Origin of the sequence: Mycobacterium sp. E2462, from assembly GCF_001672685.1 — a bacterium.
In the GTDB taxonomy this organism is placed as follows: Bacteria; Actinomycetota; Actinomycetes; order Mycobacteriales; family Mycobacteriaceae; genus Mycobacterium.
Window position 1 is genome coordinate 1 of sequence record NZ_LZKC01000384.1, and the last position, 21,621, is coordinate 21,621.

21 protein-coding genes and 2 pseudogenes are annotated in these 21,621 nt (G+C 70.0%); 10 read left to right on the top strand and 13 right to left on the bottom strand.

Annotated features, from left to right (window positions below):
- Window positions 1-188: pseudogene (locus A5714_RS25575) on the bottom strand (hypothetical protein); the annotation flags it as partial.
- 3 nt (window positions 189-191) lie between these two features.
- On the opposite strand from A5714_RS25575, the pseudogene A5714_RS19945 reads away from it, so the two are divergent.
- The 8 genes and pseudogenes from A5714_RS19945 to A5714_RS19980 form a co-directional block, all read left to right on the top strand.
- A pseudogene (locus A5714_RS19945) lies at window positions 192-1,475 on the top strand (MFS transporter); the annotation flags it as partial.
- Window positions 1,476-1,516: 41 nt separating this feature from the next.
- Window positions 1,517-2,011 carry a carboxymuconolactone decarboxylase family protein gene (locus A5714_RS19950; RefSeq protein WP_068073740.1) on the top strand — a complete coding sequence of 165 codons (495 nt, stop codon included), beginning with the start codon at window positions 1,517-1,519 and terminating at the stop codon, window positions 2,009-2,011.
- A 77-nt stretch (window positions 2,012-2,088) separates the two neighbouring features.
- Window positions 2,089-2,970, top strand: a complete 882-nt coding sequence (locus tag A5714_RS19955) for a TIGR03854 family LLM class F420-dependent oxidoreductase (RefSeq protein ID WP_068288112.1) — start codon at window positions 2,089-2,091, stop codon at window positions 2,968-2,970.
- Between the two features lie 52 nt (window positions 2,971-3,022).
- On the top strand, window positions 3,023-4,375 hold the full coding sequence (locus A5714_RS19960; protein WP_068288162.1) for a glutamine synthetase family protein: 1,353 nt from the start codon (window positions 3,023-3,025) through the stop codon (window positions 4,373-4,375).
- Window positions 4,376-4,381: 6 nt separating this feature from the next.
- Window positions 4,382-5,488, top strand: a complete 1,107-nt coding sequence (locus A5714_RS19965) for an amidohydrolase family protein (protein ID WP_068288115.1) — start codon at window positions 4,382-4,384, stop codon at window positions 5,486-5,488.
- A gap of 80 nt (window positions 5,489-5,568) precedes the next feature.
- Window positions 5,569-7,581: an adenylate/guanylate cyclase domain-containing protein gene (locus A5714_RS19970; RefSeq protein WP_068288118.1), complete on the top strand. Its 2,013-nt coding sequence runs from the start codon at window positions 5,569-5,571 to the stop codon at window positions 7,579-7,581.
- A gap of 206 nt (window positions 7,582-7,787) precedes the next feature.
- Window positions 7,788-8,042: a DUF3761 domain-containing protein gene (locus tag A5714_RS19975; protein WP_068288121.1), complete on the top strand. Its 255-nt coding sequence runs from the start codon at window positions 7,788-7,790 to the stop codon at window positions 8,040-8,042.
- Between the two features lie 105 nt (window positions 8,043-8,147).
- Window positions 8,148-9,272 (top strand): hypothetical protein, encoded by a 1,125-nt coding sequence (locus A5714_RS19980; protein ID WP_068288125.1) that lies wholly within the window; start codon window positions 8,148-8,150, stop codon window positions 9,270-9,272.
- A gap of 7 nt (window positions 9,273-9,279) precedes the next feature.
- On the opposite strand, the gene A5714_RS19985 is transcribed toward A5714_RS19980, so the two are convergent.
- From A5714_RS19985 to A5714_RS20015, 7 genes are all read right to left on the bottom strand, one after another.
- Window positions 9,280-9,723, bottom strand: a complete 444-nt coding sequence (locus A5714_RS19985; RefSeq protein WP_068288165.1) for a nuclear transport factor 2 family protein — start codon at window positions 9,721-9,723, stop codon at window positions 9,280-9,282.
- A gap of 74 nt (window positions 9,724-9,797) precedes the next feature.
- Window positions 9,798-11,120: a cytochrome P450 gene (locus tag A5714_RS19990; protein WP_068288128.1), complete on the bottom strand. Its 1,323-nt coding sequence runs from the start codon at window positions 11,118-11,120 to the stop codon at window positions 9,798-9,800.
- 49 nt (window positions 11,121-11,169) lie between these two features.
- The gene (locus tag A5714_RS19995; RefSeq protein WP_068073728.1) at window positions 11,170-11,592 is read right to left on the bottom strand and encodes a lipoprotein LpqH; all 423 of its coding nucleotides are present in this window, start codon (window positions 11,590-11,592) and stop codon (window positions 11,170-11,172) included.
- 4 nt (window positions 11,593-11,596) lie between these two features.
- Window positions 11,597-12,439, bottom strand: a complete 843-nt coding sequence (locus A5714_RS20000; protein WP_068288131.1) for an SDR family oxidoreductase — start codon at window positions 12,437-12,439, stop codon at window positions 11,597-11,599.
- Between the two features lie 18 nt (window positions 12,440-12,457).
- Window positions 12,458-12,931, bottom strand: a complete 474-nt coding sequence (locus A5714_RS20005; RefSeq protein ID WP_156671106.1) for an SRPBCC family protein — start codon at window positions 12,929-12,931, stop codon at window positions 12,458-12,460.
- A gap of 35 nt (window positions 12,932-12,966) precedes the next feature.
- The gene (gene rpfC, locus A5714_RS20010; protein ID WP_068073726.1) at window positions 12,967-13,377 is read right to left on the bottom strand and encodes a resuscitation-promoting factor RpfC; all 411 of its coding nucleotides are present in this window, start codon (window positions 13,375-13,377) and stop codon (window positions 12,967-12,969) included.
- 131 nt (window positions 13,378-13,508) lie between these two features.
- Window positions 13,509-14,120 carry a chorismate mutase gene (locus A5714_RS20015; RefSeq protein WP_082959867.1) on the bottom strand — a complete coding sequence of 204 codons (612 nt, stop codon included), beginning with the start codon at window positions 14,118-14,120 and terminating at the stop codon, window positions 13,509-13,511.
- Window positions 14,121-14,204: 84 nt separating this feature from the next.
- On the opposite strand from A5714_RS20015, the gene A5714_RS20020 reads away from it, so the two are divergent.
- Window positions 14,205-14,822, top strand: coding sequence for a hypothetical protein (locus tag A5714_RS20020; RefSeq protein WP_197513822.1), 618 nt, complete (start codon window positions 14,205-14,207; stop codon window positions 14,820-14,822).
- Window positions 14,823-14,907: 85 nt separating this feature from the next.
- Here the strand turns inward: A5714_RS20020 and ag85B are convergent, their stop codons facing one another.
- Complete coding sequence (gene ag85B, locus A5714_RS20025; RefSeq protein ID WP_068288134.1) at window positions 14,908-15,900, bottom strand: diacylglycerol acyltransferase/mycolyltransferase Ag85B; 993 nt, start codon at window positions 15,898-15,900, stop codon at window positions 14,908-14,910.
- 645 nt (window positions 15,901-16,545) lie between these two features.
- Between ag85B and A5714_RS20030 the strand changes: the two genes are divergently transcribed.
- A complete protein-coding gene (locus A5714_RS20030) occupies window positions 16,546-17,664 on the top strand; it encodes a hypothetical protein (RefSeq protein WP_068288137.1) in 1,119 nt (372 codons plus the stop codon).
- Window positions 17,665-17,688: 24 nt separating this feature from the next.
- On the opposite strand, the gene A5714_RS20035 is transcribed toward A5714_RS20030, so the two are convergent.
- From A5714_RS20035 to A5714_RS20050, 4 genes are all read right to left on the bottom strand, one after another.
- The gene (locus A5714_RS20035) at window positions 17,689-18,621 is read right to left on the bottom strand and encodes an SAM-dependent methyltransferase (protein WP_068288140.1); all 933 of its coding nucleotides are present in this window, start codon (window positions 18,619-18,621) and stop codon (window positions 17,689-17,691) included.
- Window positions 18,622-18,715: 94 nt separating this feature from the next.
- Window positions 18,716-19,255: a YceI family protein gene (locus A5714_RS20040; RefSeq protein WP_068288174.1), complete on the bottom strand. Its 540-nt coding sequence runs from the start codon at window positions 19,253-19,255 to the stop codon at window positions 18,716-18,718.
- Between the two features lie 21 nt (window positions 19,256-19,276).
- A complete protein-coding gene (locus tag A5714_RS20045) occupies window positions 19,277-20,290 on the bottom strand; it encodes an alcohol dehydrogenase catalytic domain-containing protein (protein ID WP_068073722.1) in 1,014 nt (337 codons plus the stop codon).
- Window positions 20,291-20,299: 9 nt separating this feature from the next.
- Window positions 20,300-21,559, bottom strand: a complete 1,260-nt coding sequence (locus A5714_RS20050; RefSeq protein ID WP_068288177.1) for a cytochrome P450 — start codon at window positions 21,557-21,559, stop codon at window positions 20,300-20,302.
- Window positions 21,560-21,621 lie beyond the last annotated feature (62 nt).

Consider the following 21,621-nt stretch of genomic DNA (forward strand, 5'->3'; position numbering starts at 1 on the left):
AAGGAGAGCACGCAGCACACCGTGAACACCGGGCTGGCGAACAACCGGATCGGCAGGATCGGCTCGGCGGCGCGGCGCTCCACGACGACGAACACGCCCAGCGCCACGGCGGCCCCGACGAACAACCCGACGATGGTCGGCGATCCCCACGCGTACAGGGTGCCGCCCCAGCTGGTGGCCAGCGTCAGCCCCGCCGCGCCGCCGAGCCGATCCTGCCGATCCGGTTGTTCGCCAGCCCGGTGTTCACGGTGTGCTGCGTGCTCTCCTTCGTCGTCGGGTTCGCCATGCTGGGCGCCATGACGTTCCTGCCGACCTACATGCAGTACGTCAACGGCGTCTCGGCGACCACCTCCGGTCTGCGCACGCTGCCGATGGTGGTCGGCATGCTGTTCACCTCGACCGGCAGCGGCACCATCGTCGGGCGCACGGGTCGTTACAAGGTGTTCCCCGTAGCCGGAACCGCGCTGATGGCGTTGGCGTTTGTGTTGATGTCGCGGATGCAGCCGTCCACCCCGACGGTGGTGCAGTCGCTGTATCTGGTCGTGCTCGGCGCCGGCATCGGCCTGTCCATGCAGGTGCTGGTCTTGATCGTGCAGAACACGGCGAACTTCGAGGACCTGGGCGTCGCCACCTCCGGCGTCACCTTCTTCAGGACGATCGGAAGTTCGTTCGGCGCGGCAATTTTCGGTTCGCTGTTCGTCAACTTCCTGAACCACCGAATGGGGGCGGCTCTGGCGGCCAGCGGCGCGCCGCCCAGCGCCGTCGCGTCCCCGGAAGCCTTGCACCGGCAGCCGCATAACGTGGCCGCGCCCATCGTCGCCGCCTACGCCGAGTCGCTCACCCAGGTGTTCTTGTGGGCGGCGCCGGTCGCCCTGGTGGGCTTCGTGTTGGCGTTGTTTCTGCGCGAAGTGCCGCTGCGCGACTTGCACGACAGCACAGTCGATCTCGGCGACGCGTTCGGCATGCCGACCAGCGAGACGCCGGACCAGATGCTGGAAACCGCGATCGCCCGGATGCTGCGCGGCGAGACGGGGATGCGGCTGCGCAGCATCGCCATGCGCCCCGATTGCCAACTCGACGTCGCCGGGTTGTGGGGGGTGTTGCGCGTCAACCGGTACTCCCAGTTGTACGGGACGGCCAAGATCACCGACATGGCCGACTACGCGCGCATTCCGTTCGAGGTGCTCGAGCCGACCTTCACGCGCCTGGTCACCACCGGCTACGTGCGCCGCGACGGCGAGCTGATGTGGCTGACGCCTGCCGGGGCGCAACAGGTCGCCTACGTGCACGCGTTGCTGGTGGCCTGGCTCGTCGACAAGCTCGCGCGCTCGCCCGGATTCGAGGGCCGCCCGGATCGCCGGCAGGTGGAGGCCGCGTTGGAGCGCGTCGCAGGACGCCTTGTGGCGCAACGCGATTGGCACGAAGAGCAGCCCACCACGACCATCCGGACACCGGCGCCGCGTCCGCTGCGCTGACAGCTGTATGCCGGCGTCCGGCGCGGGCGTACCATCACGCCATGAGCCGAATCGGAACCTTCGCTGACGATGACCTCGCCGGATGGTTTGTGAAGTCTCCCGATCTCGGCGGGGCGCTCGCCGGATTCAGCGAGGCGGTGTACTCCAAGAGCCGGCTGCCGCTGCGGACCCGCGAAATCGCGCGCACGGTGATCGCCCACCGCAACGAGTGTGTCGTCTGCGTCAACACCCGCGACGCCGACGGCCCCGCCCAGGGCGTCGACGAGGAGTTGTACGACCACGCGCTGGACTGGCGCACCTGGCCCGGCTTCAGTGACCAGGAGCGGTTGGCCGCCGAATTCGCGGATCGGTTCGCGACGGAGCACACGGCGCTGCGCGACGACGAGGACTTCTGGAGCCGCTGCGCGCAACACTTCTCCGACGAATTGCTTGCCGACCTGGCCCTGTCCTGCGCGCTCTGGGTGGGCATGGGCAGGGTGCTGCGGACGCTCGACCTGGGACAGGCCTGCAAGCTGACCATCCCCAGCCGCGCGTAGCCGTCGAATTCTTGCCGCGCTGGGCACAAAATCAGGCGGCGGGGCGTTGCGTTAGCGGTGAACGAAAGAACACGCCGGTGAAGATCCGCTTCGGCGTCGGCCTTGGCGCGGACACGGCGCCGGACCGGTTGGCGGGCATCGTCGACCATCTCGAAAGCAACGGTGTCGACTCGATCTGGTTCTCCGAGCTGGTGTACTCCCCGGCGGTCGACCCGATGATCGGCATGGCCTACGCGTTGGCGCGCACCAGCCGCTTGAAGGTCGGCACGTCCGTCGCCGTGCTTCCCGGGCGACACCCGGTGCTGGTAGCCAAGCAGCTGGCGTCCCTCGCGGCGCTCGCGCCCAAGCGGGTGCTGCCGGTGTTCGGGCTGCGCTCGGCGATCCCGGCCGAGCGCGAGGTGTTCGTGGTGCCCGACGGGCAGCGCGCGGCCGTGTTCGACGAATCGCTACGGGTGCTGCGCGCCGCGTTGACTCAGGATGCGGCCGACTACGCCGGCAAGTACTTCACCGTCACCGGCGCCGCCGTCGCGCCGAAACCGACACCGCCGCTGGACATCTGGCTGGGCGGCTCGGCGCCGGCGGCGTTTCGGCGCATCGGGGAGTTCGGTGACGGCTGGCTGGGCAGCTTCCTGACGCCGGCCGAGGCCCGGGCCGGGCGCGAAGCCATCGAACACGCGGCCGCGGACGCCGGCCGGCGGGTCGAACCCGACCATTTCGGCATCTCGTTGGCCGTCGTGGAGGGCGAGGTACCCGCGGAGCTGGCCGCCGCGGCGCGCCGCCGGCGCCCGGACGTCGACCCGGGCGAGCTGATCGCCGCGGGCTGGGACCGGCTACACCGCCAGCTCGACGCCTACATCGAGGCCGGACTGACGAAGTTCGTGATCCGCCCCGCCGGCGGAGCGCCCCTTGAGGGCTTCCTCGATCGTTTCGTCACCGAGTTGGTCACCCGGCAGAACTGAAGCCCGCGGCCCGGCACAATGCTTGCATGGCAGCGCGCGCGGCGGGACCTCGGTGACGGCCACACCGGCCGCGGGCGGCGCAGCGTGGCACCTCCCGGACGGTGACATCGACACCGTCGTCGGCACCGTGGTCAACCCCGCCGGCCTCATCCTGGCCAAGACGGTTTCGGGGCGGCGCGCCGGCGCGTTCGCCGACCCCGGGCTGGGCGCCAGCCCCTCGTGGCACGCCTTCGCCATCGACCAGGTCGGCATCGCCTTCACCGGCGAGGTCGGCGTCGTGGGGGACCAGCGCCTACGCATCGACCCCGCGGCGTTGCGCATCGTCGACCGCGGCCTGGCCTGGGCGCCCGCGGGCTTCTTCGAGCAGGACGGCGCGACCGTGCCCGCGTGCGCCCGCGGCACCCTGCGCCGCGTCGAGGCCGCGCTGGCCGCGGCCGGTGTCACCGCGGCGGTGGGCCACGAGGTGGAATTCGTGTTGGTCGCCCCCGACGGGGCCCGGCTGCCGTCGACGTTGTGGGCGCAATACGGCCTCGCCGGCGTCCTCGAGCACGAAGCCTTCGTGCGCGACGTCATCACGCACGCGGAAGCGGCGGGCGTCGGGATCGAGCAACTGCACCCCGAGTACGGGGCCAACCAATTCGAGCTATCGCTGCCGCCGCAATCCCCGGTGGCGGCGGCCGATCAGATGGTGTTGACCCGGCTGCTCGTCGGCCGCGCCGCCCGGCGGCACGGCCTGCGGGCGAGCTTCTCGCCGGTGCCGTTCGCCGGCGGCGTGGGATCGGGCGCGCATCAACACTTTTCGCTACACACCCGGGGCGGACCGGTGTTCTCGGGCGGCACCGGGGCGCGCGGAATGCGGCCCGCCGGGGAAAGCGCGCTGGCCGGCGTCGTGAGCGGTCTGACCCAGGCGCAGGGCGTGCTGTGCGGGTCGATCGTGTCCGGCCTGCGGCTGCGTCCCGGTAACTGGGCCGGCGCGTACGCGTGCTGGGGCACCGAGAATCGCGAGGCGGCGGCGCGGTTCATCGCCGCCGGCCCGGCCAACCCGCACGGCGCGAACGTCGAGGTGAAAGTGGTGGACCCGTCGGCGAACCCCTACCTGGCTTCCGCCGTCATCCTGGGCCTGGCCCTCGATGGGATCCGGCGCCAGGCCCCGTTGCCGCCGGAGGTGACGGTCGATCCGGCGCGGCTGTCCGAGGCCGAGCGGCGGCAGGGCGGCATCGTCGGGCTGGCGGCGTCGCAGCCCGAGGCGATCGCCGCGCTCGACCGTTCGGCGCTGGTCCGCAGCCTGCTCGGTGACGCCGCGGTGGACATGGTGGTGGCGGTGCGGCGCCTTGAGCACGAACGCTACGGCGACCTCGCGCCGGAGGACCTGGTGAACACCTTCCGCATGGCCTGGAGCGTGTGAGCCGCGATGCCCGATGCTGCCGCCCTGGCCCGGCACCTCGACGACGTGCGGCTGATCGATCAGCACGTGCACGGCTGCTGGCGCACGGCCGGCGACCGGGCACGCTTCGAGAACGCGCTGAACGAGGCGAACACCGCCCCGCTCGCGGCGTCCGGGTTCGACTCCCAACTGGGGTTCGCGGTGCGCGCGCATTGCGCCCCGGTGCTAGGGCTGCCCGAGCACGTGGAACCCGACGCGTACTGGGACCGCCGCAGCGCGCTGCGCGAGGACGAACTGGCCCGGCTGTTCCTGCCCGCCGCGCAGGTCAGCGACTGGCTGGTGGACACCGGAATCCCCGCGGACATCGCCGGCGTCGCCGAGATGGCCGCGACGTCGGGGGAGCGCGCCCACGAGATCGTCCGGCTCGAGGAGGTCGCCGAGCAGGCGGCGCGCGCGCCCGGCGACTACGCGGCGGCGTTCGAGGACATCCTGCACCGGCGTTGCGCCACCGCCGTGGGCACCAAATCGATCCTGGCCTACCGGGGCGGTTTCGCCGGCGACCTGAGCGAACCGTCCCCGAGCCAGGTGGCCGCGGCCGCGAGCCGGTGGCGCGACGACGGCGGCACCCGGCTACAGGAGCGGGTGCTGCTGCGGTTCGGGCTGCATCGGGCGCTGCGGCTGGGCAAGCCGTTGCAGTTCCACGTCGGGTTCGGCGACCGCGACTGCGACCTGCACCAAGCCAATCCGTTGCTGCTACTGGACTTCCTGCGCCAGTCGGCCGACACCCCGATCGTGCTGCTGCACTGCTACCCCTACGAACGGGAGGCCGGGTATCTGGCGCAGGCGTTCAACAACGTTTACCTCGACTGCGGGCTGACCGTGACCCACCTGGGTGCGCGCGCGCCGGCATTCCTTGCCCGGCTGCTCGAAATGGCCCCGTTCGGCAAGATCCTGTACTCCTCGGACGGCTTCGGCCCGGCGGAGCTGCACTACCTCGGCGCCGCGTTGTGGCGCCGGGGCATGCGGCGCGTGCTGGGGGAGTTCGTGGACCGGGGCGACTGGAGCGTGGGCGACGCGATCCGGGTGGCCGACCTCATCGCCCACGGCAACGCCCGCCGCCTCTACCGCCTCTGATCCCGCCGCGCGGTCAGGAGATGTCCGGGCGGTTCGGCCGAACCGGGATGACGACGGCCGCGTGCGCGGTTGCCCTAGGGATGACGACCACCAGCGCGCCTCCGCGCCGCGGGTCGCGGGTGCGCACCGCGAACTGGCTGATGCACATGACGCTGCCCATGCTGGCGTTGTGGCTGCTCTTGGACGTGCCGAGGGTCGACCTGGAATGGGACAACCGGCTGGCGCACTTCGCGCTCGTTCTGTCCGCCTCCTCGGTGAGCGTGGTCTTGGGCGCGATGATCGCCCGCGAATCCCGCGCCCGCGACGACGCCCGCCTATGGCTGGTGTCGCTGGTGTTCATGACCACGGCCGGGTTCTTCGGCGTGCACGCCCTCTACACGCCCGGCGTCCTGGTGGACACCTCCGACACCAATTTCATGCTGGCCACCCGGTTGGGTTTGGTGCTGGCCGGGCTGGCGGCGCTGGCCTCCTCGATGACGTTCACCCCGGCGCGCAGCGCCCGGCTGTGGGCCTGGCGCCGGACCGTCTCGACAGTGGTCGCGGCGCTCATCGGGCTCACCGCATTGGTGATCGGGCTGCGCGTGCTGGACCGGCTGCCCGACCAGGACGCGGTGGAACACGGCGAGCAGATCGCGGCGCTCACCGGCGGCGTGCTGTTCACGGTGGCGGCGCTCGCCTATTTCCCGATCTATCGGCGCCGCCCCGCGGTGGTCGTGATGTCTGTGCTGACCGCGTTCGTGTTGCTGGCGGAGGCCTCGGTGGCGCTGGCGCTCGGGATGAGCTGGCACGCGTCGTGGTGGCTGTGGCACCTGCTGATGACGATGGCGTTCTGCTTCATCGCCTACAGCGCGCGGGTGCAGTTCCGCAAGGAGGGATCGGTGCGGGGCCTCTTCGACGGGCTGGCCACGCGGCAGACGGTGGCCGAGCTGCGCCACGACTACGCCGCGGCCCTGGAGGCGATGGTCGACATCCTGCAGCGCCGCGAGCGCGGCGAGCAGGTGGCGCCTGGCCTGGCCGCGGCGGCGCTCGCCGACCGGTTCGAGCTGTCCGAGCAGCAGGTCGCCGTCCTCAAACGCGGCGCCGAGGCGCTGGGCGCCGAGCGGGAGCGCGTCCGCAGGCTCGGCCGGCTGATCACGCTGGGCCAGGAATCCAGCGTCATCCAGGAGGAAGAGGACCTCCTCGCCCGGGTGATGGCCGCGCTGGCCGACGCGTTCCCCGGCGACCGGTTCCAGATGAGCCTGATGCACTCCGGCGTGCTCGAGTGCTGTTGCGACGCGCTGGGCCCCGAGACGCGCGACCAGACGGTGGAACTGCCCCTCGAGGTGAAGGGCCAGGTCGCCGGGATGATCTGGGCGCACCGCCCGGACGGGGAGTTTTCCGAGGCCGACGTCGCGCTGTTGCGATCGTTCGCCACCCAATCGTCGATGGCGCTCGAGAACGCGCGCCTGTACCGCCATCTCGACGGGTTGTTCCGCAGTTACATGTCGCCGGCGGTGGCCACCGCGTTGCTCGCCGACCCCGATCAGGCCGGCCTGGGCGGCGCCACCACCGAGGTGTCGGTCCTGACCGCCGACTTGCACGGATTCACCGCCTTCACCGAGGTCACTCCACCCGACCGGGTGGTCGGCATGCTCAACGCCTACTACGGCGCGGTCGTCCCGGTCATCCTCGACGCCGGCGGCACGGTCCTTCCGTTCGCCGGTGACGCGGTGGTGGCGATCTGGAACGCGCCGGTGCGCCAACGCGATCACGTCCGGCGGGCGGCGGGCGCCGCGCTCGCGCTGCACAGCGTCGTCGAGACCGCGGCCGCCGGGCGCCCCGAGTGGCCGCGATTCCGGGTCGGGGTCAATACTGGACCGGCCCTGGTGGGCAATGTCGGTGCGCCACAGATCCGCAACTTCACCGCCATCGGCGACACCATCAATTTGGCCGCCCGGCTGGAAAGCCTGGCCGAGCCCGGGCAGGTCGTGATCGGGCCCAACACCGCGGCGGCGCTGGGGGCGGCCGCGCGGGTGACCATGCACGGCTGGGTGGGGGTCAAGGGCAAGCGTGACCCGGTGCGGCTGCGGGTGCTGCACGGGCTGGGGGAGTGAGGGCCCCGCGTATCCCGCGAAAGTCCTTATGCCGGTGCTGGATCGGGGCGGAACCCGCCACCGGGGTCTTGCCGCGATGGAAATCCCTTAGCCGTAACGGAATTTTCCGCAAACGCGGTGTGAGCAATCTTGGCGGCGCATACGCTGCCATCGACGAATCGGGCAGCGTCACCACACTTTAGTCGTACTACCGGAGGTTCGACCCGATGTTGCCCCGCGCCGCCGTTCTTGCCGCGGCCCTCGCCTCCGTCGCCATCGGTGTGGCTTCGCCGGTGCCTGCGTCACCGGGTGGCGGTTGCTACACCGCCGCGTCCGGGGACTGCGTCCCCTACCCGCAGCAGGGTGGTCCGCAACCGCCGAACGCGACGGCCAAATGTGCCGACGGCAGTTGGTCGTTCAGCGAGCATCCGCATTCCGGCGGCACCTGCCACGGACACGGAGGCGTCCAGCAGTACCTGTGACGCGCCGGGGAACCGCCGGCATGGCCGACGAGGGGTGGCCATGCCGGCGCTCCCGCGCGGCACCGGTCGACGTGTCCGGATGCCGACGCACGTCAGAATGAAGGCATGGTGACTGCGACGGAACCGACCCGCCCCGCGCCCGGGCCGCGAATTGTGTTGGGCCTCATCGGCGCGCCGGGCCCGGCGTTCAGTCTGGCCTCCGAACTCGCCGAAAACGGGTTGAGTGCGGAGCTCGAGCGGCGACTGTCCGGGGCCCAATGGTGCATCGAGCTGGTCGAGGACCGCCTGGTGGCGCCCCCGGCCAGCGACGCGGCGATCGTGGAGGCGGCCCGCAGGATGCTGCTCGACCGCGGCTGGGACGTCGCGGTGTGCCTGACCGATCTGCCGTTACACGTGCACCGGCGGCCCGTGATGGCGCACGCGAATCCGGTGCGCAACGTGGCGATCGTGTCGGTGCCCGCGCTCGGCGCCCTGGGCGCGCGCCTGCGGCTTCGAGAGATGATCCTGCGGCTGCTCGAGCGGTTGATCGGACTGGACCAGCAGCGCGTCCCGGTCGGCGACGCACGTCGGCCCGCCCGCCGGTTGTGGGTGGAACGGGTGCGGGAGCTGGGCACCGACCCGGCCGAGGGGTCCTTCGCCTACACCGCCCGGGTCCTGACAGGCAACCTGGTGCTGTTGGGCGGCATGGTGGCGGCCAACCAGCCGTGGCGGTTGTCCCTGCGGCTGTCCCGCGCGTTGACCGGCGCGGTGGCGGTGGGTGTCCTAGCCCTGGTGACCTCGGACATCTGGCGGCTCTCCGACGCCTTCGACTGGATTCGTCTCACGGGGACGGGAGTGTTGTCGATCGGCGCAACCGCCGGGACACTGATTGTGGGGGCGCAACTTTGGGAACCTGTCGTCACCGCCGGCTCGCGCAAGCAGGTCCTGTTGTTCAACATCGCCACCGCGGTCACCGTCGTCATCGGGGTGACGGTCCTCTACGCCGCCCTGTTTGTGCTGGCGCTGATAGCGGCCTTCTGGTTCGTGGTGCCGCGGGTGTTCCGGGACGCGGTGGGCCACCCGGCGTCGCTGCGCGATTATCTCGAGTTAGCTTGGCTCACATGCTCTTTAGCGATGATCGGGGGCGCCCTGGGCGCGGCGCTCGAGTCGGACGCCGCGGTGCGCGACGCGGCCTACGTGCAGCGCTCCGACACGACCGCGGAGATCAACCAGGCGCCGCCGGCGGCCTAGCCGCTCGTCACACCAACGCCGAGGCGTCGAACACCCAACTGGTGTCGGCGTTCGCGAGGTTCTCGAAGTGGTTCGGGGGCGCGAACGCCACCAGACTGTTGAAGTCCCAATAGTCTTTCCAGACAGTCACTTTCCCGTCCACGACCTTGTGGACGGTGACGAACCGGAGCACGCCTCGCTCGCCGGTGGCGAAGGTCCACGTCTCGGAGTGCTCGTAGAGGACGTCGTCGCCATTGGAGACCAACACGCCATCGTGGTTCTCGTAGGCCGCCAGCGGCTCGAGACCCATCTTCAGGCGCTTGACGATGTCCTCGGGGCCGCGCGCCGACAGCGCGGGCACGGGCATGTCGACGTACAGGCACTCGTCGGCCAGGAAGCCCTGCACCGCGTCCCAGTCCCGCCGGGACAGCGCCTGCCACAGCCCGAGTACGACGTCGTCCACCGCAATCATGGAAGCCTCTGCCATAACGGCTCAATTAACTCCGTCCCGGCGGCGCTGTCAACCGCCGCGGCGACGCCGCCGCGCTACCGGTCGACCGCGGCCATGGACCGCGCCGGCCCCAGGGTCACCGGCAGCGTCGACCAGCCCCGCAGGACCCGCGTCTGGCGCCGGCTTCCCGCGCCCGCAGAGCGCACGTCGGGGAAGCGCTCGAAGAAGGTCCGCAGCCCGACTTCGCCCTCGGCGCGCGCCAGGGCCGCTCCCAGGCAGAAGTGCCGGCCGCCGGAGAAGGCGAGATGTTTTCCGGCGTTGGGTCTTTCGATGTCGAAGCGGTGCGGATCGGGGAAGACGGCCGGGTCCCGGTTGGCGGCGGCCAGGTACACCACCACCAGGTTGCCGCGTTCGAGCTGGCGGCCCGCGACCTCGACGTCGGTTCGGGCGACCCGCGCGGTCAGCTGCACCGGCGAGTCCAGCCGCAGGATCTCTTCGACGGCGTTGGGCCACAGGTCGGGCCGGGCCCGCAAGGTGTTCAGGTGGGCGGGCGCGTCCAGCAGCATCCGAATGCCGTTGCCGAGCAGGTTGACGGTGGTCTCGAAGCCGGCGGCTAACACCAGGCCGGCGACGGCTTCAAGCTCCCGTTCGCTCAAATGCGTGTCTGCTGAACCACTTTCGGCGGCTTGAATCAATTGGCTCATCAGGTTGTCGCCGGGTTCGCGCCGCAGCCGTTGCAGGTGCTCGGTGAGCCACGCGTTGAAGCCGGCGATGCCGCGCTGCACGCTGCGGTATTGCCACCACGGCAGGCCGATGTCCAGGCTCGGCGCGGCCAACTCCCCGAACTCCAGTACGCGCCGCCGGTCCCGTTCGGGCACGCCGAGGATGTCGCTGATGATCGCGACGGGAAGCTGGGAACAGTAGCGCCCCACGATGTCGACGACCCCCGACTCGGCGGCCAACCGATCCAGCAGCTCCGCGGCCGTCTGCTCGACGCGGTCACGCAGCGCGGCCACCGCGCGCGGCGTGAACACCGCCGACACGGTCTTGCGGTAGCGGGTGTGGTCGGGTGGTTCGACGGCCAGCAGCGACGGCGCCCGCAGCGGGTGAATGAGGCTGTCGCGGCTCAGCCGTTCCAGCCGCCGCAGCGGCGTCGGGAGATTGGACCCGAAGAGGACGACCCGAAAGTCGTCCGACCGCAGCAGCTCGTGAGCCAGCGCGTGGTCCCCGGTCAGATAGGCCACCCGGCCCTTCACCAGGGTGCCGCGGGCGCGGAGCTCCTCGTAGAACGGCACCGGGTTGGCGGAAACGCTGGGGTCGGCGATGAGTCTGGCCTGCATGTCGCCCCGGCGCGCCCCGAGGGCGGCGGCGCCGCGGACGAAGCCGTGCATCGCCAACCAGTGCAGTCGCTCCCTCACCGGACCTCCCCACTGCCGGTCGCCGCGCCCACGTCTGAACCGCTGCGCGTCAGCACTCGGCGACGATCTTGAAATCGGTGGTGACCACTTTGTCCGGCTTGCTGCTGTTGATGCCGTAGGCGCTGCCGGAGATGGTGTACGCGCTGTTGGTGACGTCCGCGTGGGCGTCGCCCACCCCGCCGAGCCAGAAGCTTCCGGTGAACCCGTCGACGTTGCGGATCTTGACCCACTGCGGCATCGCGCGGTAGCCGCTGAGCAGGACCACCGCCTCGACATCGCCGTCGTGGTCGCGGATGTCGATGGTCCGGTACGACTGGTTCTGGCTGCAGGCGGGCGGCCGTGTCGTGTGCGCGGCGCCGGCGATGGTGACGCGGGCCGGTTTCAGTCCGGTCGTCTGGGCCTGACCGCATCCGGCCAGGACGGCGACGGCGACCAGGATGACGACAGTGATCGAGGGCGAACGCGGTTGCATCAGCTCACCTTCTCTGCTCGCGGTTGGGCATCAGCTTAGGCAAGGACTGCGCGATTCGGCCGCGCACGAATTCCGGGCTCAGCCCCTTCAGCAGGTCGACCAGACGGATGCTTTTCGGCACGTACCAGTGCAACCGCGTCGGGTGCTGGTAAGCCTGCCATGCCGCCTCGGCGACGCTGGCCGCGGGCATCAGCCGGAGCATCCCCCGCCTCGGCGCGGCGGCGCGCAGCTCCTCAACCGTCATCCGGGCGGCCGCGTCGTCGGAGTGGTTGGTCGTGGTGGTGAGGATGGCGGTGTCGATCAAGCCGGGCAGGACGTCGGCGACCCGCACTCCGTGCCGCTGCCACTCGACGCTGAGCGCCTCGGTCAGCCCCTTGACCGCGTGCTTGGTCGAGGAGTAGACGGCGATGCGGGGCATGCCGTAGGTCGCGGACGAGGAGGACGTCGAGAACATCAGGCTGCCCGGGCGCCGCTTCAGGTACGGCAGTGCGCCGTACGCCCCGGCGAGCACCGCCCGGAAGTTGACGTCGACGACGCGCATGGCGGCCTCGTACGGCACGTCTTCGAACCAGCCCGATTCGCCGATGCCGGCGTTGTTCCACATCATGTCCAGGCCGCCGCCGGGGTTGCCGCCGCAGAAGTCGGCCAGGGCGCCGTCCAGCGCGGCCTTGTCCGTGACGTCGACGGCCCGGGTCCACAGCCGGTCGTCACCCAGCTCGCCGGCCAGTTCCGACAGGCCGTCGGCGTTGCGGTCCACCGCACCCACCCGCCACCCCTTGGCGTGGAACAGCTGAGCCCCGGCGCGGCCCATACCGCTGCCGGCGCCGGTGATGAAGACCGATTGCACGATGCGCCGCCGACGGGTTCAGTTCGCCTCGACCGCAGTCTTGATGCGGTTGAGGGTCTTGGTCATGTCGCGGATGTTGCGGCGCTTGCGCAGGAAGCCGCCGAACACCCAGTAGAGGCCCAGCCAGGCTGCGGGGTTCAGCCGGAACGACTCCGTGACGTCGGTGCCGCCGTCACCGGGCGTCAGCCGATAGTGCCAGTTGTTGATCGGTCGGTCACCGAGTAGGACGGCGAAGCCGAATTCCCGGCCGGGTTCGCACGCGGTGACCTTGCACGTCGTCCAATAGACCGGCCCCTTTTCGTTGCGGCGGACGTGACCGCGGAAGGTGGCGCCAAGGGCGGGCCCGGTGGCGCCGCCCAGCCATTCGGCTTCGAACACTTCGGGGGAGAACCGCCCGACGTTGCGCACATCGGCGATCAGCTCCCAGATCTTGTCCGCGGGCGCGGCCATGTGCACGGTCGCCGAACCTTCCATGGGCTGATCCAAACACAGCTTCATGCGTGGTCATAGCTCATTGCCGGGTTTGATCAGTGCGGGACGGCCGCCTGGATCAGGCCGTTGATGATTTCCTTGATGCCCTGGGCGGGATGCGAGTACCAGCCGATCGGCAGGCCCGACTGGGCGCCGCACTTGGGCCACGCTTCCACCCCTTGGTCGGCGAAAACCCGGTCGGCGACGGCGATTTGCTGCTCTCGCGAGGCGGCCGCCGGGTTGCCGACACCGCCATACCGATACCAGGTGTCGGGTTTGAATTGCAGTCCACCGTATTCGCCGTTGCCGGTGTTGGCGTGCCAGTTGCCGCCGGACTCGCACTGGGCGACCGCATCCCAGTTGGGGGTGGGCGCGGCGCCGGCCGGACCGGACGTCGACGCCATGGACGCTGCAACGAACCCGCCGATCACCAAGGACTTGACGAGAGGCTTGCAGAGTTTTCTCATGCCAGGGATTTCGGCGGCCGTGGCCGAAGCGTTACCTAATTGGAAATGGCGCGAGATTGGCCGTCTATCTGCGCAGATCGCTTAATGACGGCGAAAATCGGAGGGTTAGAAATCGGTGAGGAAAAATTAAATTATCGCTGGCAATATGCGTGAGTGGCTAACGCCAACGCCTGTTGGTAGAGGCCGTCGAGCCGGTGGGCCCGCGTGACGTCGGCCGTGGCGGCGTCGAGCTGCGCGGCGCAGGCCGCCGAGTGCAGCTCGTCCCAGTGGTCCGCGATCTGGCTCAGCATCGTCCGGTTGAACCCATCGATCGTCGCGCGGGAGGACGACAGGTCGGGGGACGCGGCCGGTGCGGCGGCCGGGTTCAGCTTCCAGTCGGCGAACCGCCGGTACTCGATGGCCTCCGTCGCCTCGATCTGGTCACCGAAGATCCGCGTGACGTAGTCGCGGTCGAGGTGGTCGGCGGCGGCCGCGTCGCCCAACTCGGCGAGCTGCTGCTGGACCCGGGCGGGATCCTCCACCGCGCCGTGCGTGTTCCATTTGAACGCGGCGACCGGCTCGGCGACCTGCAGGCGCTGCGCGGCGGCGTCCACCAGCTCGGTCAGCGGGCTCGCGCTGCCGGCGCGCGCGGATCCGACGGCCAAGACCGCGGCCACGGCCACCGCCACGACGCCCAGCGAGCCGACGACCGCATCCCGGCGGCGCCTCGGAGGCGTTATGACAATCGGATGCCGGCTGCGCATGCGCACGATTCTGGCGGGTTCCTGGCCGCTTGGCGGCTTTTCGACGGACCGGCAAGCCCGCCGACCGGATTAGCCTAGGTTGGTGTGACGCCGACGACGCCAGACCCGGACCGGCCGGACGCGACGCACGGCCATCGACAGCGGTTGCAGCTCAACCAGATTCGCGCGCTGGCCGCCGCCGCGCTCACGACCTCGCTGGTCTTGGGCGGTGGCTTCCTCGCGGTCAACCGGCTGCACGCGACGCCGTCCGACGCTCTGGACCATCCCGGCGATCCGCTCGACGACAGCGGGTCGAAGGCCCAGGCGGTGGCCTCGGCGCGGCAGATCGTCGGCGTCGCCCAGCTGCACACCGTGTCGGCGGGCTACTCGCTCATGTCGTGCAAGAACCAGCAGGACCCGCCGTACCAGGGCGCCGTCTACGTGACCTTCGCGTTGCCGCCCCGGGCTCGGGGCGATCTCTACTTCGCCGGATTGGCGGCGACCCTGGCGGACCGTGGCTGGCGGGAGGGCCTACCGCCCAACAATCACCCCTTCGCCAGGACGCTCACCCGCGACGGCGTCACCGCGGTCGTCTACCGGCAAGACGACGACCCGGCCTCGGGCGTCGCACGGATCTACGGTCAGTGCCGGAACGTGAACGACCACCGCGGTGACGCGGCCGCGTGGGTCGACGTCACCCAGGACGTGGCCCCCGCGCCCTGACAGGCAGTGCACCGGGCCCAGATACACCACTGCGCCCGACGTGGCCGTCGGGCGCAGTGGCGAAGGCGGATGCAGAACGCGGAGGTTATCCGCCGCCGCCGGGCGAGGCGCCCAGCACACCCTGCAAGTCGGGCTTCATGGCGTTGAGCTGCGCACCCCAGTACTCCCAGCTGTGAGTTCCGTTGGCGTTGAAGTTGAACACCGCGTTGTGGCCGCCGGCGGCGTTGTAGGCGTCCTGGAACTTCAAGTTGCTGCTGCGCACGAAGTTCTCCAGGAACTCCGCGGGCATGTTCGCGCCACCGAGCTCGGAGGGCGTGCCGTTACCGCAGTACACCCAGAGGCGGGTGTTGTTGCCGACCAGCGCGCCGATCTGCTGGGTGGGGTCGTTGCGCTGCCAGGCCGGGTCGCTGGACGGCCCCCACATGGCCTCGGCCTTGTAACCGCCGGCGTCGCCCATCGCCAAGCCGATCAGCGACGGCCCCATGCCCGCGGACGGGTCCAGTAGGGCGGACAGGGACCCGGCGTAGATGAACTGCTGGGGGTGATACACCGACAGGATCATCGCCGACGAGCCGGACATGGAGATACCGACCGCGGCGCTGCCGTTCGGCTTCACGCTCTTGTTCGACTGCAGGTACTGCGGCAGCTCGCTGGTGAGGAAGGTCTCCCACTTGTAGGTGGAGCAGCCGGCCTTGCCGCACGCCGGCTGGTACCAGTCGGCGTAGAAGCTGGACTGCCCGCCCACCGGCATCACGATCGACAGGCCGGACTTGTAGTACCACTCGAACGCGGGGGTGTTGATGTCCCAGCCGTTGTAGTCGTCCTGCGCCCGCAACCCGTCGAGCAGGTAGACCGCGGGGGAGCCGCTACCACCGCTCTGGAACTGCACCTTGATGTTGCGGCCCATGCCCGCGGAGGGCACTTGCAGGTACTCGACGGGCAGGCCCGGCCGCGAAAACGCGTTCGCGGTCGCCGCGCCACCGGCAAGACCGATCAGGCCGGGGAGAGTGACGGCAGCTGCCGCACCGACTAAAAGCCGGCGCCCCCAGGCCCGGACCTTCTCGCTCAGATCTGTCATACGTGCCCCTTGTCGATGTGATCGTGATCTCAGCAGGAAATTTACCGTGTTCGTCCGTCATATGTCGATCGGGACGCGGGGGTGTCTCGGTTCGGCATCGGTTTCCCACCTCGGATTTCGCCGCGCGGACCGCCCACGGCGGCGATTGCGGGGCCCCGTCGGCCGCCGGCGCCGCCCCCGATAACGCCAGGCAGGCCCGCCGCCCGCGCGGGCCACCGACCCGGCTATCCCGCCGGTTGCCGACGTCCGCGCGACGGCCCTCGCGGTCGGGCCCACCGGATAGTGGCGACGGGGTCCCGGGACGCTCCAACACCACCGCCGAAGTGACGTCACGGCAAACTCATGGTGGCCACCGCACCCGCCGGTTTCGCGCCGTCGTGCGGTTCGAAACGGATTTCCGACAAGCGTTTTGGCCCGCGTCGCGGCTGGGTCGAGCGCGTGGCACGCCTCTCATCAGGCATTTCGGGCCGACGGCGAACCGGCGCAGCTGGATTTGCGTCGACCGCGTAGGCTCTCTCGGAGCAAGCCGATGGAGACCGCGCTATCCCGGGTCTGTTCCGGCCTCTCACGAATCACCGCACCAGCGGATTCTTGGTGCGCGCGGTGGAGGGCGCCGGCGACGCGGGACCGATTGGGGCACAGATTTTGGACACGGTACTTGGACTGTCAGTGACGCCGGCCGCCGTTGGGTGGGTGCTCGCTGAGGGACACGGCGCGGACGGCACGATCCTGGATCACCAGGAGGTCGAGCTGTGCGCCGGTCGCGGCGTCCGCGCCGTGGGTACCGCGGAGCAGGTGGTGGACCAGGTTCTGCAGGTTGACACGACGGCCGCCGCGAACGAGCGCCGCCTGCGCGTCGTCGGCGTGACGTGGAGCGACGACGCGGCGGCCCAGGCCGCGCTGGTGCTGGAGGCGCTGACCGACGCGGGGTTCGACAACGTGGTGCCGGTCCGGCTGCTGGAGTCGATCGAAACGCTGGCGCAGGCCATCGCCCCGGTGATCGGCTATGAACAGACGGCGGTGTGCATCGTCGAGCATGACGCGACGACGGTCGTCATGGTGGACACCCACGACGAACAGACCCGCACCGTGACCAAGCAGGTGCGCGGCGGTTTCGACGGCCTGAGCCGCTGGTTGACCGGCATGTTCGAGCGCGACGGGTGGCGCCCGGGCGGCGTGGTGATCGTCGGCCCGCACACCGACGTGGACGGCTTCTCCTGGCATCTCGAAAAGACCTTGCCCGTACCGGTTTTCGTGCAGACGATGGCGCAGGTGACCATCGCCAGGGGCGCGGCGTTGTGCGCCGCGCGCAGCACGGAGTTCACCGACGAGCAGTTGGTGGCGGTCACCCGGCCGCCGGCCGCCGCGCCGGCCCGCCCGCGGCGGTTGCCCTACGCGGGAGCGGTGACGGCCCTGGCCGCGGGTGCGGTGACCTTCGTGTCGTCGCTGTCGCTGGCGGTCGGCATCCAGCTCGCCCCGGCCAGCGCCCCGAGCGCGGCCAAGCACGCGCCGCACCCGCCGACACCGCAGATCGCCGAGGCCGCCGCGCCTGCGGTGGTCGCGCCGCCCGCCGCCCCCGCGGCTACGCCGCAGGCCCCCGAACCGGCGAGCGAACCGGCCGCGGAGGCCAACGCGCCCGAGGAGCAGCGGGTGGCGCCGAGCGAGCAGCGGGGAGAGCCCGGCGCCCGGCAGCCCTACCTGACGAGGGTGCTCGAGCACATTCCCGGCGACGCCGGCGAACCCGCGACCGACCCGCAGCCCTGAGGCTGCGCCCGCGCCGTCGCGGGGCTAGCCGCCCCGGACGGCCGTGCAGTAGTAATTCTGGACGAACGCCTCGTTCTCGGGCGTCTGCGGGATCTCCGGGAGACCGTTGGCGGCCAGCAGCTCGTTGAGGGTGGTGGAGCGGCTCTGCCAGCCGTGTGCGTCGAGATAGGTCGCCACATCGTTGCGATCGACGTCGTAGCGCAAATCGGACAACTCAATGTCGAACCCGTGGGGACGCCACCGCTCACTGGCCGTTTGCAACAGGTCCGGCCCGCGCTTGCCGTCCACGTCCGGGGGAGTGGCGAAAATCTCTGCGGCCAAACGACTTCCGGGTGCGCTGAGCGCCGTGATGTTGTCCAACAACCGATCCTGGGCATCCGGGGGCAAAAAGGCCAGCAGACCCTCGGCGATCCACGCGCTCGACCGGTCGGCGTCGAATCCCGCCGCCCGCAGCGCGGCCGGCCAATCCTGTCGCAGATCGATCGCGACCGGGCGTAGCTCGGCGGTCGGTCGCGCGCCGAGACCTTCCAAAGTGGTGGTCTTGAATTCGATAACCAGTGGCTGGTCGATCTCGAAAACGGTTGTCGCCGGCGGCCATTGGAGTCGGTATGGCCGCGCGTCGAGGCCCGACGCCAAGATGACGGCCTGGCGGATCCCGGTCGCGGTCGCGTCGGCGAAGAACGCGTCGAAGTACCGGGTGCGGGCGCTCATCAGGTCGGCCATGCGCTGCAAGCCCCACGCGTCGTCGGGCGCGTCGACGTCGGCGGCGGTGATCTCCCCACTGACCCACCGGTCGAAGAACTCGACCCCGACGGCGCGCACCAGCGGCTCGGCGAAGGGGTCGTCGATGAGCGCGTTGTCGCCCTTCGCGGCGACGGCGCGGGCGGCGGCCACCATGGTGGCGGTCGCCCCGACGCTGGTGGCAAGGTCCCACGAATCGTTGTCTGTGCGTGGCATATCGGCCCTTCCGGACGAATAACTAGATACTTAGCTCAAGCAATTACCTACCGGAATCGAGAGTACACGCGCGGCCGGGACCGGCCGGTGAAGCTCAATCGACCTTGGCGTGAACCGCGGTGAAGGCGATCGACACGTCGTCGGCGACCTGAACCGAGCCCATCAACAGCGAGTAGGGCTTGATGCCGTAGTCGGTCTGGCGGACGGTGGTGTTCGCCGACATCCGCCAGGAATCACCCAAATCCTCTGTGCGCAGCTCGATTACGTGCTGATGCGATCGGCCGTGAATCGTCAGCTCGCCAACGAGCCGGTACCCGTCCGCGGTTCGCTCGACGGCGCCGGCGACGAAGCGGATGTCCGGGAACCGACTCGCTTCGATCGACTTCATCGCGTTGGCTCGCACCAACACCTTTTCCGGCCCCGAGAGCCCCTTGACGCCGCCGTCGCCGCGTAACACGTCGAACGACTCGACCTCGACGGCCAACTCGGCGGCCACCGGTTCGTCACCGCGCCAGGTCACGGTCGCCCGCCAGCGCCGCATCGCGATGGTGAGCCGGTGGCCCATCCGCGCGGCCCTGCCCGCCACTGCGGTGCGCAGCGTCAGCTCCCCATCGGACGGCCCAATGGTCCACATGTCGGTCACCGACCGACTGTGTCACATGGTCAAGACGGTGCGGTAGCGCGCTCGGCCCTCTTCCAGCGCCGCGTAGCCTTCGGCCGCCCGGTCCAGCGGCAGCTCCTCGACCCAGGCGCGCACCCCGGACAGCACCGCGAAGTTCATCGTGTCCTCGACCTCTTTGGCGGTGCCCGACGGATGGCCGACGACGCTGATGCCGGGCGTGATCAGTTGCGCCGGGCTGATCGGCAGCGGCTCGGGGGTGACGCCGATCGTGACGAGCTCACCCAGGGGTTGCAGGCCGCCGACGGTCGCGGCCATCGCCTGCGACGCCCCGGCGGTGCCCAGCACCACCGCGACCCCACCGAGGTCCTTCAACGACTCGGCGACGTCACCGTCGCTGGCGTCGATGTAGTGGTGCGCGCCGAGCTTGAGCGCGTCCGCCTTCTTGGCGGTGCCCCGGTTGATGGCGATGGTCTCGAATCCCATCGCCCGGGAGAACTGCAACCCGAGGTGTCCCAGGCCGCCGACCCCGAGGATGGCGACCCGGTCGCCGGGCAGGGCTTTCGTGTGGCGCAGCGCGTTGTAGGTGGTGACGCCCGCGCAGCCCATCGGCGCGGCCTCGGCGTCGGACAGCTCGGCGGGGATGCGGGCGAGCGCGGTCGCCGGCACGGTCGCGGATTGCGCGTACCCGCCTGGATAGTGCCAGCTGGGCACCTTGCCGTTGAGGCAATGGATGAACAGGCCCTTGCGGCACTGCTCGCAGTGGTTGCAGTTGCCGCCGAACCACCCGACGGCCACGCGGTCGCCGACCGCGAATTCCTCGACGCCCGCGCCCACTTCGGCGATGGTGCCCGCGATTTCGTGGCCGGGGGTCAGCGGCCAGGACATCCCGGGGAAGCTGCCGGCCACGAAATGGGCGTCGGTGCCGCAGATGCCGCAGGCGCCGACCTTGATGCGCACCTCACCGCGCTCGGGTGACTTGGTCTCGGCTTCGGCGAGCTCCAACGGCGCGCCCGCGGACTTGACGTGGATCGCTCTATGTGACGGCATGGCCGTAGCCTAATGCGCCACAGGGCATTTCGCCGCCTGATCGCTGTGATAGTCGACCTGCCAGTGCTTGATCCCGTTGAGCCAGCCGGACCGCAGCCGTTGCGGCTGGCCGATCGACTCCAGTCCCGGCATGACGTCGGCGATGGCGTTGAACATCAGGTCGATGGTCATCCGCGCCAGGTTCGCCCCGATGCAGTAGTGCGCCCCGGTGCCGCCGAAGCCGACGTGCGGGTTGGGGTTGCGCAGGATGTTGAACGTGAAAGGGTCGTCGAACACGTCCTCGTCGAAGTTGGCCGAGCGGTAGACCATGACGACCCGCTGGCCCTTCTTGATCTGCACGCCGGACAGCTCGTAATCCTCGAGGGCGGTGCGCTGGAACGACGTGACCGGGGTGGCCCAGCGGACGATTTCGTCGGCCGTGGTGACCGGGCGTTCGCGCTTGTACAGGTCCCACTGATCGGGGAAATCCGTGAAGGCCATCATGCCCTGGGTGATGGAGTTGCGGGTGGTCTCGTTACCGGCCACCGCCAGCAGGATCACGAAGAAACCGAACTCGTCGTCGGAGAGCTTGTGGCCGTCGACGTCGGCCTCGATCAGCTTCGTGACGATGTCCTCGCCCGGGTTCTGGGCCCGGTCGGCGGCCATCTGCATGGCGTAGGTGATCAACTCCACCGAGGCGCCCATGGCGTCGTTGCGGGCGAACTCCGGATCCTGGTCGCCGACCATCTCGTTGGACCAGTGGAACAGCTTCATGCGGTCCTCCTGCGGCACGCCGAGCAGCCCGGCGATGGCCTGCAGGGGCAGTTCGCAGGAGACCTGCTCGACGAAGTCGCCGCTGCCCGCGGCGGCCGCCGTCTCGACGATGCGCCGTGCGCGTTCGCGGAGATCGTCGCGCAAGCGCTCGACGGCGCGCGGCGTGAAGCCCCGGGAGATGATCTTGCGCAACCGCGTGTGCTGCGGGGCGTCCATATTGAGCAGCACGAACTTGCCCGTGTCGCGCTGCTCGCGCACGGTGCCCTCCTTATAGCGCGGCAGGGCGGTGTTCTGCAGGCTCGAGAAAACGTCGCTGCGCAACGAGATCTCTTTGACGTCCTTGTGCTTGGACACCACCCAGAAGCCGCCGTCGTCGAAGCCGCCGCAGCCGAGGGGCTGCTCGTTCCACCAGATCGGTGCGGTGCGGCGCAGCTCGGCCAGTTCCTCGATGGGCAGGCGCACGGCGTGGACGTCCGGGTCGGTGAAGTCGAAACCGGGCGGCAGGTTGGGGACCATCGTGGAGGTCGGTTCGGTGGTCGTCTTGGCAGTTGACACGGCCCACTCCTCGAGTGACGAAG